Genomic DNA, 15,067 nt, shown 5'->3' on the forward strand with positions numbered 1-15,067 from the left:
CCCGCATGGTCACGATCGACACCGACCAACACGTCACCGACCAGACCGACCCCGCCCCGATCGCCGCATAACATCAGACCGGATCCCGCGATGGCCGTCTCTTACACCACTCGCGCGGACGCGACCCGGGCGTGGAGGAAGTCTGCTGCCGGGACTGGAAGTCACTGGTCACCATGGCGGCATGCGTAGGTGGGAACGCCCTTACATGCTCGATATCGCGACCGGATTCGCGGTTCTGACCCTGTTCTTGGTGGCTGGTGCAGCTACATTCCTGGTATTCATGTACGCGTTTGGGGTAATACCGGCGCCGGCGGCGATCATCTTCGCGGTATGGCTTGCTGCCGCCGTCGTCGTTACCGTGCGGCGGGCGATGCTCGGGGTCTATGTCAGCGATGACGGTCTCCGGTCCCGTTCCCTTCTGCGCACAACCACGTTGCCCTGGGCTGCGGTGTCGGACATCCGCAGTGGTGCGGCCACTGTGGCAGGCCTGGATATTGGCCGGTCGGCAATCGTAATTGAACGAATCGACGGGGTGTTGATCCAGACCCCGCTGCAGCGCGGTGACCTCTTCCGGCCGTTCACCTTCAGGCCCGAACTGGGACGCTTGGCCACCTGGCCGGAGCATTACGACGAAATCCTGGCAATACTGCAGGCGCACCACCGCGACGCGCAGGACCGTCGGCAGGCGGCGCCCACCTCTCCGTCGGTGCGACCCTCCACCGCAGGTGGCCGGCCGGCGAAGCCATCCGCCGGAGCCAGTCGGACGCGCACAGCCCGCAGGTCATCGAGCGACGACAAGCGGCGTGACCTCCACGCGCTGGCCCGACAACACCAGCGTGGAGCGCTCACCGACGCGGAGTTCGCCGTGGAATCGGCGAAGATCAACGGCGTCGACTAACGGAGATCAGCGGCGGCGCCATCTCCGTCTGCGGGCCGGTCGCCTTCCGGCGCAGGACGGCGATTTTGGTCGGCGAGATCGACGGCACGCTGCTCTGCGGCCTCTCGGCGCTGGACTTCGGCGATGACGGCCTGGGCGCGGTGGTCGATGGCGACCTCGCCCCGCGCTGCGATTGATCATCCCGTGGCGAGGCACCCACCCCGGGCCTCTTTGGCAAGGGCGTCAATGGAAGTACGCTCAGGGAAGCATCGAGGGAGGCGGATATGAGCAGCTGCCCACAGTGCCACCGCTCAAAGGACTACCCGGGCGAATGCATGTACTGCTGGGGCCGGGAAGCGGGAAATGACATAAACGCAGGGAACACTTTCCGGCTTCCGAACTCCGATTCGAGGCGTGACCTGGAGACCGGACAGACGTACCACCCGAACAACTCCGGTTGCCTCGTGCTTGCCATGGCCGCACTGTCGCTGTCCGGGCTCATCCCTGGCATGCTGCTGATGTGGCATCTGGGGATCTGACCCCACGGCGGGCCCTGGTCGGGCTGCGTGGCGACCAGGTTCCGACGGCGTCGGGAGGCCGGACGCCGGTGACCGCTCAGCTGCCCCGTGGCACGTCGACCCGCGCGGCCCCGCCGGAGGGCCCGGTCCGGGAGGCGGCGTCCCGGGCGGTACCACGGACGGCGTTGCGGGCGGTACGCCGCTGTCCGGCCAGCCGGGTCAGGTAGATCAGGGCGCCGGCCAGGACACCCATGTCGTCGAGGTAGATCGGGTCGGGCAGCAGGTCGACCGGGAACACGGTGTAGATCAACGCACCGTAGAACGCCACCCGGCCGCCCATGCCCAGCTCGCCGAGCAGTCGGCGGGTACGCAGCACGCGTACCGCCAGGACGACCGCACCGACCAGGGTGGTGACGGCCAGCACACCGCCGAGTACGCCGACCGCGATCCACGCCTCCCGTGACATGCGGAAACGGTATCCCGGGGAGGGGCATCCGGCGACCGGAGCGTGAGCCAGGAACCGTGGATTGGCCGCTGTGGCCCGGCCGGGTCCGGCCTACCGTCGCGATCATGGAGATTCTGCGATACGCCGCCTTCACCGAGGTGCCGGAGGGCGGCAACCCGGCCGGGGTGGTCCTGGACGCCACCGGGGCCGACGAGGTGGAGATGCTGCGGGTGGCCGCTGATCTCGGGTACTCCGAGACCGCCTTCCTCGTGCCGACCGGCGGGGACCTGTTCGACGTCCGGTACTTCAGCCCGCTGGCCGAGGTGCCGTTCTGCGGCCACGCCACCATCGCGCTGGCCGCCGCCTACGCCGAGCGGCACGGCCCCGGAGCGCTGCGGCTGCGTACCCGGGCGGGCGAGGTACCGGTCGCCACGGCGGTGACCGCCGGTGGACGTACCACGGCCACGCTGACCAGCGTGGCACCCCGGACGGTGCCGCTCCCGCCGGACGATCTCGCGGCGCTGCTCGTGGCCCTGCGCTGGTCGGCGGCGGACCTGGATCCGGCTCTGCCGCCCCGGGTGGCGTACGCCGGTGCCTGGCACCCGGTCGTGGCCGTCCGGACCCGGCAGCGCCTGGCGGACCTGGACTACGACATGGCGGCGCTCGGCGGCTTGATGGCCCGGCAGGGCTGGACGACCGTCGACCTGGTGTGGCGGGAGGCGGCGCACGTCTTCCACGCCCGTAACCCGTTCCCTCCGGGTGGGGTGGTCGAGGACCCGGCCACCGGGGCGGCGGCGGCTGCGTTCGGCGGCTACCTGCGGGAACTCGGGCTGGTCCGGCTGCCGGCAACGGTGACGGTGCACCAGGGCGTGGATCTGGGGCGGCCCAGCACCCTGAGGGTGGACATCCCGGTGGCACCGGGTACCGGCATCGCGGTCACCGGCACCGGTGTGCGTCTGCCCGACTGAGGGTTGCGACACCGGACACCCGACGCCTAACGCCCGACGCCCGACGCCCGACGCCGATACCGGACGCCGAATACCGGACGCCGACGGCGGCCCGACGGGGCATCCGGTCCCGTCGGGCGACCACTCGTCGCTCGACGGAACCGGATGCGGGTTGGTTCAGTTCGGTTCAGTTGTCCATCGGACCGGCTGTTCGACCGGTCCCGGCCGGCAGGTCAGCCGAAGCAGTTCTCCACATCCGCCCGGCTGCCCTTGCAGTTGGTCGGGCTGTTGCTGATGATCGAGGACTCGTCGTCCACGGTGACCCGGTGGTTGTCGGTGAAGATGCCACCCGGAGCCAGGGTCGACCGGTTGAAGGCGACCTTGGTCTCGGTGAGCGCGACGTGGCCGCCCTTGTTGAAGATGCCACCGCCCCGCGAGTGCCGCCCGATCGCCTTGTTGTCGACGACCTCGGTGTGCCGCAGGACCAGCGTGCCGTCCTTGACGAAGATGCCGCCACCGTTGCCGCCTGCGGTGTTCTCCTTGATCGCACCGTGCACCACGACCACCTGGCTGTCGAGCAGCTTGAGGCCGCCGCCGTCACCCAGCGTGGAGTTGCGGCTGACCCGGGTGTGCTCCAGCTTGAGCTGGGCCTTCTGCGCGGCGAAGATCCCGCCACCGCCCCGGACCGCGTTGTTGTCGGTGACCAGGCTGTGCGAGATGGTGGTCACCCCGGCCCAGTCGGCGATACCGCCGCCGAAGACGGCGGCGTTGTTGCTGCCGATGGTGCTCTTCTCGATCCGGACCGTACCGCCGGCGTTCTCGATCGCGCCGCCGTCGTCCCCGGCGTTGTTGTCGACCAGCTTGGACTCCTCGATCTTCAGCACACCGGTGTTGGCGATCGCGCCGCCGTCCTTGAGTGCGCTGTTGTCGCTGAGCGTGCTGTGGCTGACCGTGGTGATGCCGGCGTTGTAGATCGCGCCACCGCTGCCGGTGGCGGTGTTGTGGACCAGCGTCGTCTTGTGCAGGTGGAGTTCGCCGCCGGCCTGCACCAGGATCGCTCCGCCGCTGTCGCGCTCCTCGTCGCCGTGGCGGTAGGCGCCACCGATCGCGGCGGCACCCATGCCGTTGGCACCCGCGCCGTTGGCGGCGAGGACCGGACGGCTGGCGGCGGCCACGGTACGGTTCGCGGCGGCCACGGTACGGGCGGCTGTGCTGGGCTGGGCTGCGGTGCGGTTGCCGGCTGCGGCGTTGCCCGCAACCCCGTTCGCTGCCGCCCCGTTCGCCGCACGGTTCCTCGCAGTCGAGCCGAGGCCGGGGCCGTGGAGCCGGTGGTGCCGCCGGTCGCCGGCCTCGCCGCCCTTGATGGTGACGTCCTCCAGCGTGAGGTCGCCGCCGACTCCGACGTTGAAGATCCGGAACCCCTCCCGGTCCGCCGCGTTGACGATCTTGGAGTCGTGCCCCTTGATGGTGATGGGCTGGACGATCTCCGGCAGGCCGCTGCCGTGCTGGACGTCGTCGTGCTCGCGGCCGTTGCGGTTGCCGTTCTCCCGGCCCCGGTTGCCGTTCTCGACACCCCGGTTGCCGTTCTCCCGGCCCCGGTTGCCGTTCTCGACACCCCGGTTGCCGTTCTCCTGGCCCCGGTTGCCGTTCTCGGTACCCCGGTTGCCGTTCTCCTGGCCCCGGTTGCCGTTCTCCTGCTGGTACCCGCCCCGGGGCTTGCCCTTCCCCGACCGGTACTCGTCGTGCGCGGTCAGGGTGTAGGTGCAGTCCTTGGCGAGCTTCAGGACGGCGCCCTGCTGCGCGTTGGCGCGGACCAGCGCGTCGATCAGCTCGTCGGTGTCGCAGCCGACCTCCCTGACCTCGAGTTCCCGGCCCTTGCCGGACCAGTCGTCCTTACCCTCCTTCCCCTGCTCGCCGGGCCGTCCCCCCGGGTCCTGGCCGCCGTGTTCGTTGCCTTCCGCGCCCCGCTGGCCGCCGTCGGCCTTCTTGTCGTCGGCCTGCATGGCGCTGGCCGGGTTCACGCCGGCCAGCCGCTCCAGACCGGCGGCCTGCTGTGTGTCCTTCACGTCCACCACGCCGCCCACCGCAGCGAGGCTGACCACCCCCGTCAGGCCGGCCACGCCGGTGGCCACCCAGAGAGCACGCCGCCGACGCTTGGGCGCGGCTGAGGTGGTGCCCTGCTGGTTCGGTTGGTACTTGGACATTACAGATCCCTGCCCCTCACTGGTAACAGACAGGGCCGCATCGCCATAAGCGCTGCGACCAGCCACAAAAAGGATGTGACCTCTTGGGCACTACCGTAGGTGACCTATCTTCGCGATGGGCGCTTTCCCGAAAAACGTGCGCATTGGCATCACAACGGGCTAATGACCACCGGAACCGGCCGGATGGGTCCGCCTCCTCGGCCGCGTGCCGCCGGCGTCCGGGGGTGCCTCCGGGGCCGGCATCTCCCCGGCGGGACGCGGGAGTTCGAAGGTTTCCTACGTCATCGGCTCTTCGGGTGGTGCCAATTTCCGAGTCGCTGGTCTATCGTTCCGGTACCAAAAGAGTGAACATCTTCGATGTTCTGAGGAGGGTGTCCCATGCCGTACTCCCGAAGACTGGCCGGTCTCGCCGTACCCCTGCTGCTGATCGGCAGCCTGGTCGCGGCGGCTCCCGCCGCGTCCGCCGCCCCTGGCCGGCCGGCGCCGGCCACCCCGGACGTCACCGACGCGGTCGGTGCGAAGCTGCTCGGGCAGGCCGCCACCCAGGGGCGGTCCGCGACACCGGCCGACGTCCGGGTCACCCTCGACCGGGCCCGGGGACGGTGGGCCTTCGGTACCGCCGTCCTCGTCGCCCCGCACACCGAGGACGCCCACCCGACGGGCGCGGTCTTCGTCGCCCGGGCCGACGCCGGTAGCTGGCGGATCGCGTTCGACGGCGAGGCCGGATTCGCCGCCCTGGCGGCCGAGTCGCCGTTGGCGACCGAGGAGGAACGCCGGGTCTTCACCACCACTCCGACCACGCTGTACGCCGGTGGTGACTTCCGGACCGGGATGGCGCTGCCCTTCACCGTCGGTCAGACCTGGTACCTGTCCGGCGGACCCCACGGCTGGGGCGGGTACGAGCAGCCGTACAGCTCGATCGACCTGGCCGGCGGTGACCAGGTGGTGCGTGCCGCCCGGGCCGGTACCGCCTACACCATGTGCAAGGGCTGGATCCGGGTCATCCACGACCGTGGCTACGCGACCGACTACTACCACCTCTGGGACAACATCTCGGTCAACGGCGCGGCGGTCTCCCAGGGGAGCTACCTCGGCTACACCGGCACCGACGTGACCTGTGGCGGTGCCGCCAGCGGCCGACACGTCCACTTCGGACTCCGGCAGAACAACGCCTACGTACCGATCGCCGACCACGACATCGGCAAGTGGGTGTTCGTGGGTGGCGGCGCCTACGGCGGTGGCGCCCGGCACGGCTCGGCCTACGTCGCCGCCGGCGGCGCGGTGTACAACTACGGCGCGCTCGGCTTCACCCAGGGCGTCGTCGACACCAACGGCGGCGGTACCCTGACCCGCCGCTCAGGCCCCGGCACCGGCTACGGTGCGGTCGGCTCGCTTGCCGACGGTGCCACCGTCAGCATCTCCTGCTCCGCCAACGGCACCTCGCACACCGGCCGGTACGGCACCACCTCGCTGTGGAACCGGCTCACCGACGGCAGTTGGGTCTCCGACGCGTACCTCTGGACCGGGGTGAACGGGGCAATCAACGGCTGGTGCTGACCGGTCGGCCCCGGACCGCCCGCCCCGCGGGAGCGGGCGGGCGGTCCGACCGGCGGGCGGGTCACTGGCCGGCGGGAGCCCGGCGCCGGGCACCCGCCGGCCAGAGCACGACCACCGGCAACCCGCGCTCCCGGGCCACCCGGACCACGTCGGCGGTGTCCCCGACGCCCGCCGAGGGGCGGCCGTCCCAGACCGCCAGCAGCAGGTCGCACCGGTTCAGCAGCTCCTCGCTCGCGGCCAGGTACGCCTCCCGACCGGAGGTCGCGAACGGCATGTAACTGACCCGTACCGCCCGGTCCAGCAGCTCGTCGAAGGCGGCCCGGTTGGCCGGTTCGACCGCGTTACGCCGGTAGTCCCGGGCCGGGATGATCGCCTCGAAGGTCCCGCCCCGGGCCAGCACCGCCCGGGCGAAGAGCTGGTCCGCCCCGTCGGCCAGACAGGTCACCCCGTGCAACGACCCGTGCGGGTACCGCGCGAGCTGCCGGTCGAGGCAGTCCAGGACCAGCGCTGCGGTCCCCTCGGCGAGCAGCACGTGTCCGGTGACACCGATACGTGGCATGGCTGACCCATCCGTTCCCTCGTCACGCCGCCCGGACCCGGACGATCCGGAATCCCGCTTCGGCGAGGATGGCGGGCAGCTCACGCATCGCGTCGTGGTTGCGCTCGCGCATCTCCTCGTGCAGGTCCTCCCAGGTACGTAACGCCGGATGCAGCCGCCGGGCATCGTCGCGCTGCTCGGCGTACCGCCAGCCGGCTGCGGACCGCTCCTTGAGCCAGCGCTGGTGCTCCAGGACCGCGAGCTGCTCGATCTCGGACTCGGCGAGCGCGTACTCCGCACCCGAACCGACCCGGGGCGACAACGCGCAGCCCAGCTCCCGCAGCTTGCGACCGATGTCCTCGGCCTGGGACCGGTTGGCCTGACGCAGCGTCTCCGGCAGGTCCTCCCAGCCGACCAGGGCCGGGTTCCGGGCCGGATCCTCGCCGTGCCGCCGCCGGGACAGCACGTAGCTCTCGTGGATCACCCGGGCCAGCCGCTCGACCAGGTCGTCGCCGATCAACTCGGGGTCGCACGCGGCGTTGGCCACGCCGTAGAGCCGGAGCGTCCCGGAGAGGTCGTCGAGCACCTGGTGGTCACCGGGTCGGCTGTCGAACGCCGCCCGCAGGCTGGCCAGCCGGTCCAACCGGACCACCACCGACCCCGGACCGCCGTGCCAGAGCTGCTCGGCGGTCAGCGCGGTCTTCAGGGCGCGTTCCTCGTCGTCGTCGCAGATGAACACCCGGTCCGGTGGCAGCGGGAAGACCGGGTCGGCGAGCAGCTCGGCCAGACCCCCGTCGAACGGGACGATCCGGCACACCCGGGACAGGAACGGGTACCGGTGCGACAGCTCGGTCGCCGCGCCGGTGGCGTCCGCGTCGACCAGGGCGATCGGGACCGGCGACCTCGGCTGCGGATCGCGTACCCGCCAGCGGCGGGCCAGTTCCACCAGGACCGCCCGGCCGAAGGTGGTCGCGCCGAGCACCACCACCCGGGGCGGCCCGCCGTGCGTCGGCACCAGTGGTGCCTCGTTGAGCAACTTCCGGGCCGCCAGGTCGTCGATGTTGAAGAAGTCCAGCCGGGTACCCGACGGCTCGGCCAGCCCCAGGTGCCGGGCCTGCAACGCCAGGCACAGCTCCGGGTCGGAGACCTGCGCGTACACCGCCAACGGGCGGTGCCGGCCACGCCGGGCGGCGGCGAGCGCGATGGCGGTGTTGGTGGCGCTGTCGTCGGTACAGGCGTACAACGCCCGGGCCCGACTGATCCCGGCGGCGTGCAGCACCTCGGGATCTCCCGCCTCCCCGGCCAGGCCGAACGGGTCCCGACCGGTGACCACCGAACCGGACGGTACCTGCACCACCCGGTCGCCGGTCGCCCGCAGCCGCCGGGTCAGGATGTCGGCGACCATGCCGTCGCCGCAGACGATCACATGATCGCGGGCCTGCCGGATCCGCAACCGACGCAGCTCGGCGGCGAAGAGCAGCCGTCCGGCCTCGATGAACGCGTAGACGGTGACCGCCGGCGCGGTGAACCGGGCGATGTCCAGCAGCAGCGGGATCCGGCCGCTGCCCTCGTCCAGCGGGGGCGTACCCAGCACGAAGAGTTGGAGGTCGTAGTAGAGCAGGTCGAGGGGACGGCCGTGGAACTCCGGGTTCCGGGAGACGTACTGGGCCAGACCGATGTACCCGATCACCAGGGAGACCAGCGCGACGACGGCGAAGGTCAACCGCAGGACGTTGGCCGCCGGGGCGCGCGCCGGCTCGTCGGGAACGCTGCTGGGCACAACGCCTCCCTGCCGGTCGCCGGTGGTGACGTAGCGCCGCCAGTCGATCGACGATGGTGACGCAGCGCCGCCAGTCGATCGACGATGGTGACGCAGCGCCATCGTACCGTCGCTGTCCAGCATCAAGGAACGTGCAGCTCACCGGGGTCGGCGCCCCGCCGGCTCAGCCGGGCAGTCGGGGACCGGCCTCCCGCTGCGCCGCCAGCCAGCTCTCCACCTCGTCGGCCGTGCGGGGCAGCCCCGCCGACAGGTTGACCGCGCCCGACGAGGTGACCAGGATGTCGTCCTCGATCCGGACGCCGACCCCGCGCAGTTCCTCCGGCACCAGGTCGTCCTCGGGCTGGAAGTACAGGCCCGGTTCGACGGTGAGCACGTACCCCTCGCCGAGGGTGCCGTCCTTGTACCGCTCCTTGCGGGCGTTCGCGCAGTCGTGCACGTCGAGGCCGAGCATGTGCCCGAAACCGTGCAGCGTCCACCGGCGGTAGACCGTGGAGGACGGATCCATCGCCTCGTCCACGCCCACCGGCAGCAGCCCCAGGTCGGCCAGCCCTTCGGCGAGGACCCGCATGCAGGTCAGGTGGACCTCCTGGAACGCCACTCCCGGCCGGATCGCGTCGATGCCGGCCTGCTGCGAGGCGTACACGATGTCGTAGACCTGCCGCTGCAACGCGGTGAACCGGCCGTCGACCGGGAGTACCCGGGTCACGTCGGCGGTGTAGAGGTGGCGGTTCTCCACGCCCATGTCCATCAGCAGCAGCTCACCCGGGCGGGTGGTGCCGTGGTTGTGCACCCAGTGCAGGATCGTGGCGTGCTCGCCCGCGCCGACGATCGAGCCGTACCCGACGTCGTTGCCGTCGTGCCGGGCCCGCAACGCGAAGACCCCCTCCAGCAGCCGCTCGGAGACCCCCCGGTCGGCCGGCAGGATCCGGGCCACGTCCTCGAAGCCCCGCACCGTGGCGTCGACCGCGTCCTGGAGCTGGGCGATCTCCCACTCGTCCTTGGCCAGCTTCAGCTCACTGATCACCACGGCCAGCTCGCGGTCCCGCCCCGGCTGCCCCTGCTCCCGGGCCCCGTCGTAGGGGCGTACCGCCGCGTCGACCCGCTGGTCGAAGCCGCGCAGCACCCGGGTGTGGCCGGGCGCCAGGTCGGCCAGGGCCGCATCCAGCCCGGTCAGGTCGGCCGTCTCCACGCCCAGCTCGGTGGCCTTCTCCTTCAGCGTGTGCCGGCGGCCCACCCACAGCTCACCGTGCCGGCTGCGGAAGAACTCGTCGGTCAGCCGGGACGACCGGGGGCGCATGTACAGCACCGCGTCGTGCCCGGAGCCGTTCGGCCGCATCACCAGCACGCTGTCCGGGTCGTGGTCGCCGGTCAGGTAGACGAAGTCACTACCGGGACGGAACGGGTACCCGGTGTCGTTGGCGCGGACCTTCTCCGGACCGGTGGGGACGACCAGCGTCTCGCCGGGGAACGCGGCGGAGAGGGCGGCCCGGCGCTTGGCGTGGTTCGGCACCTCGGGCCGGGGGCCGACCGGCAGTTCGCTGTCCCGCCAGCCCTCCCGCATGAACGCCAGGAAGCGGTCCGGGAAGTCCGGATCATGGGACTCGGTGCCGTCGGCCCGCCCGCCGGTGGTTCCCGCCTCGCTCATCGTCCGCTCCTTCCGCTGGTCCGGGTACCTGCGCCGACGGTACCCGGTCGGGTGTCCGGCGGGACCGTGCGGTGCCGCGACAGTGGCCGGGCTCCGCGTGGAAAGATGATTCCCATGTGCGGACTCCTGGCCTTCTTCAGCGCGCGCGGCGACGCCGGCGCGCACCGCGACAACATCGCCGGAGCGTTGGAATGCCTGCATCACCGCGGGCCGGACGAAACCGGTGTCGAACTGGTGGGGGACGCCACAGGGCGGTACGCCGACGGGGTCTTCGCGCACAAGCGGCTGGCGATCATCGACGTGGCGCTCAGCCACGAGCCGCTGCCCTACGCCAACGGTCGCTACCTGCTGACCTTCAACGGCGAGATCTACAACTACATCGAGCTGCGGGAGCAGCTGATCCGCGAGCACGGGGCCCAGTTCGCGACCAACGGTGACGGTGAGGTCATCGTTGCCGGTTACCACTACTGGGGCGAGCAGGTGCTCACCCGGCTGCGGGGCATGTTCGCCTTCGTCATCTGGGACCGTCAGGAGCGGCGCGCCTTCGGCGCCCGGGACAACTTCGGCATCAAGCCGCTGCACTACCTGGAGACCGCCGACGGCCTCTACCTCGCCTCGGAGAAGAAGGCGCTGCTCCCGTTCGCCCCGTCCGCGTACGCCGGGGACGCCGGGGTGGACACCGCGAACCTGTCGCACTACCTGACCCTCCAGTACGTCCCGGAGCCCGGCACGCTGCACCAGGGCATCAACCGGATCGGGTCAGGGGAGTACCTGACCTGGACCCCGGGCGGGCGGATCGAGGTGCGACGGTGGTACCGGCCGGTGTTCCGGCCGAGCCCGGTCGACGACCCGCAGCGGCTCTACCACCAGATCCGCGAGACGCTGCGCGAGAGCGTACGGATGCACATGCGCTCGGACGTGCCGGTCGGCTCGTTCCTGTCCAGCGGCATCGACTCCACCGCCGTGGTGGCCCTGGCCCGGGAGTTCAACCCGAACATCCTCACCTTCACCGTCGGCTACGACGTGCCCGGCTACTCCGAGATCGACGTCGCCCAGGAGTCCGCCCGGCACCTGGACGTCACCACCATCCCGACCAAGATCGGGCCGCAGGACATGATGGAGGCGTTGCCCCGCATCGTCTGGCACCTGGACGACCCGGTCGCCGACCCGGCGCTGGTGCCGCTCTACTTCGTGGCCAAGAAGGCCGCCGAGCACGTCACCGTGGTCCTCTCCGGTGAGGGCGCCGACGAGTTCTTCGGCGGGTACACGATCTACCGGGAGCCGCTCTCGCTCAGCAGCGTCAACGGTCTGCCCGGCGGGGTGCAGAAGGGGCTGCGCGCGGTCTCGAAGGCCATCCCGCAGGGGGTCAAGGGCAAGAGCTTCCTGGAGCGCGGTACCACCCCGATCGAGCAGCGCTACTACGGCAACGCCCGGATGTTCACCGAGGAGGAGAAGCAGCACCTGCTGCGCCGGTACGACCCCTCGGTGCGGTACACCGACGTGACCGCCCCGGTCTACGCCGAGTGCACCGAGCTGGACGACGTGACCAAGATGCAGTACGTCGACCTGTACACCTGGCTGCGCGGCGACATCCTGGTCAAGGCCGACCGGATCTCCATGGCCCACTCGCTGGAGGTCCGGGTGCCGTTCCTGGACCGGGAGGTCTTCGACGTGGCGGCCACCATCCCGGTGGACCTGAAGCTGCCGCCCCGCTCGGACGCCACCAAGTACGCCATGCGCCAGGCGTTGCAGGGGGTCGTCCCGCCGGCCATCGTCAACCGGAAGAAGCTGGGCTTCCCGACCCCGACCCGGGTCTGGTTGCGCGGCGAGATGTACGAGTGGGTGCGGCACGTCTTCGCCACCTCCGGTGCCGGTGACCTGCTCGACCTGAACTACGCGATGCGCCTGCTCGACGAGCACAAGCGCGAGGAGGCGGACCACTCACGCAAGGTCTGGACCGTGCTGATCTTCTGCATCTGGCACGCGATCTTCGTGGCGAAGACCCTCAACCCGGGCATCCAGCGCAACCAGTCCGCGCTGCTGACCAAGCCCGTGGTCGGCTCGATGGTGCACTGACCCACCGACGGCGGGTGGCCTGCGCGTCCTCCTCGCAGGTGTAGTCGGACGGCGGCCGGTGGCGGGCCGCCGGGAAACGGCCAGGGGGCCTGCGTGGACCGACCGGAGTCGGCCGACGCAGGCCCCCTGTGTCGGCTCCGCTGTCCCGGCCGGGCAGCGGAGCCCCCGGTCACGGGCTGGTGCAGGTGACCGTCGGCGCGGTGTTGCCGCTGCCGGTGGTGGCGAGGAACCCGAACGTCGTGGTGCCGTTCGGGTTGACCACCCGGTTGTAGTCCATCGGCTTGACCGTCACCGTGTTACCGGAGACGGTGTGCGTACCGCTCCAGATCGTGGAGATGGTCTGCCCGCTCGGCCAGGTCCAGGTCGCGGTCCACCCGTTGAACGCGGTGGTGCCGTGGTTCATGATCGTCACTTCGCCCTGGAAGCCACCCTGCCAGGAGCTGACCACCCGGTACCCGGCCATGCACGGGTTGCCGGGGTTCGGCGTGGTCGGCGTCGGCCCCGGCGTGGTGGTGGTCGGCGTCGGCGTCGGGTTCCCGCCCGGACCGACCCCGGTGACCTCACCGTTGCCCCCGTCGAAGGTGACGTCCGAGCAGCCGAAGAAGTTCTCCTGGCTGTCCGAGCGGACCCAGCGGGAGTAGATGATGTGTCGGCCGTTCTTGTTCGACGGCAGGTTCCCGCTGAAGTAGTAGTGCCCGTCGTTCGTACCCGACGAGCCGTTCTGCGGCGGGTTGGTCACCTGGAGGAACGGCTGCTCCTCCAGGTCCGACCAGGCCAGCGGCCGGGTCGGGCTCCAGCTGTCCTTGGTGACGTAGAAGTAGAACGTCCCCGGGTGGTGGGCCCAGTTGCTGTACCGGAAGCTGAAGTTCCTCCCGGCGGTCAGGTGGGTCAGCGGCCAGTCGGTGCGGGCCAGGTCGTACCCGCTGAACCCGGGGTTGCCGCCGCTGCACAGCTGTCCGTCCGGGATGAAGCCGACGGTGCGCCCGCCGGCGTCGGAGCGGAGCACGCTGAACCAGTTGTAGAGCGAGTTCGCGCCGCTCTGCGCCACGGCGGCGGCGCAGGCGGGGTTGTCGGGCTTGATCTCACCGGTCTGGCTGAGACCGTCCTGCCAGCAGAGGTAGGTGCGACTGCCGGGGGCCATCGCCGCGCCGTGCGCCTGCGCGGCCTGGCCGGTGATCACCGTCAACGCGGCGGCGGCCAGCATGGCCGCGGCGGCGAAGACGGAGGCGGTACGGAGGGATTTCACCGGTTCTCCTCACTTTCGTGGTGCGGCCGGGGCCGTACCACGGTCGACGGGGATCACCGCGCCGGAGCGTGGCCGTGGACCCCGGCACGCGGATCGGCGAGCGGGCCGGGAGCACGACGGCGTACGCGGTCCGGTCGCGGACCTGCCCTCGCGTGGCTCATACCGGCATCCCTGGAGGTGGTGCGTCAGCCCCCGCACCACCTCGGTACGCGCCATCGCATCACGGAAACCGGACAGAATCAATAGTGCAGGGTCAATATCTTTGCCGGGTCGGGCGGTACTGCCCGGCGGCAGGCATGCTGGGACCGGCGGGGCGGCCGACGGCGTCCCGGCACACACGGGACCGGTCCCGGTGGGCGGGCGGTACCGGCCCCGGTCGGACGGCTGCGGAGCAGGAGGACACATGGGGTACGCGGTGGTGCTCGGTGAGGCGTTGCTGGACCTGCTGGACACCGAGTACGCGGGGGAACCGGTGTACCGGCAGGCGATCGGGGGCGGTCCGTTGAACGTCGCGGTCGGGGTGGCCCGCCTCGGCGGACGGGTGCAGTTCGTCGGTTCCGTCGGTGACGACACCCCCGCCGGACGGATCCGGGACTTCCTCACCGCCAACCGGGTCGGCGTGGACGGGCTGGTCACCGTGGCCGCCCCCACCGCCCTCGCGGTGGCCACCTTCGCCGGTGCCGAGCCGGAGTTCCGGTTCTACGGCGAACCCCCGTCGTACGGGCTGCTCACCGCCGAGGCCGTGGACACCGCCCTGGTGACCGGTGCCGACGTGCTCTACTGCGGGTCGATCGCCCTGCTCCGCCCGGACAGCCGGCAGGCCGCCCGGCACGCCTGGGCCCTGGCCGGCACGGCGCTGCGGGTCTTCGACCCCAACGTCCGTCCGGACCTGCTCGGCGGCGGGTCGACGCTCGACGACCTCCGGGCCCTCGTCGCCGCGTTCGCCGGCAGCGCCCACCTGGTGAAACTGAGCGCCGCCGACGCGGAACTGCTCTACCCCGGCCGGACACCCGAGCAGGTCGCCGACCGGCTGCGGGACCTGGGTACCCAGGTGGTCGTGGTCACCCTCGGCGCGGCCGGTGCCCTGGTCGCGGCCGGCGCCGATCCGGTCCGGGTACCGGCACCGCAGGTCGACGCGGTGGACGCGACCGGGGCCGGGGACTCGGTGATGGCCGCCCTCGTCGCGGACCTGCTCGCCGACGGGGCGCCGGCCCGGCCCGAGGAGTGGGCCGGG

Annotated in this window: 11 protein-coding genes; 5 read left to right on the forward strand and 6 right to left on the reverse strand. The window is 71.2% G+C overall.

Annotated elements, in window-relative coordinates:
* Positions 1-181 precede the first annotated feature (181 nt).
* Entirely contained in the window at positions 182-898 is a 717-nt protein-coding gene (locus GSF22_RS19515) for a PH domain-containing protein (protein ID WP_208815142.1), read from the forward strand.
* 594 nt (positions 899-1,492) lie between these two features.
* On the opposite strand, the gene GSF22_RS19520 is transcribed toward GSF22_RS19515, so the two are convergent.
* Positions 1,493-1,861: a YkvA family protein gene (locus tag GSF22_RS19520; RefSeq protein ID WP_244367768.1), complete on the reverse strand. Its 369-nt coding sequence runs from the start codon at positions 1,859-1,861 to the stop codon at positions 1,493-1,495.
* A gap of 104 nt (positions 1,862-1,965) precedes the next feature.
* Here GSF22_RS19520 and GSF22_RS19525 point away from each other — a divergent pair, with 104 nt between their 5' ends.
* The gene (locus GSF22_RS19525) at positions 1,966-2,808 is read left to right on the forward strand and encodes a PhzF family phenazine biosynthesis protein (RefSeq protein ID WP_208815144.1); all 843 of its coding nucleotides are present in this window, start codon (positions 1,966-1,968) and stop codon (positions 2,806-2,808) included.
* A gap of 212 nt (positions 2,809-3,020) precedes the next feature.
* On the opposite strand, the gene GSF22_RS19530 is transcribed toward GSF22_RS19525, so the two are convergent.
* Positions 3,021-4,991 carry a hypothetical protein gene (locus tag GSF22_RS19530; RefSeq protein ID WP_208815147.1) on the reverse strand — a complete coding sequence of 657 codons (1,971 nt, stop codon included), beginning with the start codon at positions 4,989-4,991 and terminating at the stop codon, positions 3,021-3,023.
* Between the two features lie 378 nt (positions 4,992-5,369).
* Here GSF22_RS19530 and GSF22_RS19535 point away from each other — a divergent pair, with 378 nt between their 5' ends.
* Positions 5,370-6,548 carry a peptidoglycan DD-metalloendopeptidase family protein gene (locus tag GSF22_RS19535; protein ID WP_208815149.1) on the forward strand — a complete coding sequence of 393 codons (1,179 nt, stop codon included), beginning with the start codon at positions 5,370-5,372 and terminating at the stop codon, positions 6,546-6,548.
* Positions 6,549-6,609: 61 nt separating this feature from the next.
* Here the strand turns inward: GSF22_RS19535 and GSF22_RS19540 are convergent, their stop codons facing one another.
* The 3 genes from GSF22_RS19540 to GSF22_RS19550 form a co-directional block, all read right to left on the reverse strand.
* Positions 6,610-7,107, reverse strand: a complete 498-nt coding sequence (locus tag GSF22_RS19540) for a hypothetical protein (protein ID WP_208815151.1) — start codon at positions 7,105-7,107, stop codon at positions 6,610-6,612.
* A 22-nt stretch (positions 7,108-7,129) separates the two neighbouring features.
* Positions 7,130-8,866, reverse strand: a complete 1,737-nt coding sequence (locus tag GSF22_RS19545; RefSeq protein ID WP_208815153.1) for a RyR domain-containing protein — start codon at positions 8,864-8,866, stop codon at positions 7,130-7,132.
* Positions 8,867-9,029: 163 nt separating this feature from the next.
* Positions 9,030-10,511: an aminopeptidase P family protein gene (locus GSF22_RS19550; protein WP_208815155.1), complete on the reverse strand. Its 1,482-nt coding sequence runs from the start codon at positions 10,509-10,511 to the stop codon at positions 9,030-9,032.
* 114 nt (positions 10,512-10,625) lie between these two features.
* On the opposite strand from GSF22_RS19550, the gene asnB reads away from it, so the two are divergent.
* Positions 10,626-12,587 carry an asparagine synthase (glutamine-hydrolyzing) gene (asnB, locus tag GSF22_RS19555; RefSeq protein WP_208815157.1) on the forward strand — a complete coding sequence of 654 codons (1,962 nt, stop codon included), beginning with the start codon at positions 10,626-10,628 and terminating at the stop codon, positions 12,585-12,587.
* Positions 12,588-12,756: 169 nt separating this feature from the next.
* On the opposite strand, the gene GSF22_RS19560 is transcribed toward asnB, so the two are convergent.
* Entirely contained in the window at positions 12,757-13,791 is a 1,035-nt protein-coding gene (locus tag GSF22_RS19560) for a lytic polysaccharide monooxygenase (RefSeq protein WP_208815162.1), read from the reverse strand.
* A gap of 445 nt (positions 13,792-14,236) precedes the next feature.
* Here GSF22_RS19560 and GSF22_RS19565 point away from each other — a divergent pair.
* On the forward strand, positions 14,237-15,067 hold an 831-nt coding region (locus tag GSF22_RS19565; RefSeq protein WP_208815159.1), incomplete at its 3' end, for a PfkB family carbohydrate kinase.

The organism is Micromonospora echinofusca, assembly GCF_017614955.1.
In the GTDB taxonomy this organism is placed as follows: Bacteria; Actinomycetota; Actinomycetes; order Mycobacteriales; family Micromonosporaceae; genus Micromonospora; species Micromonospora echinofusca_A.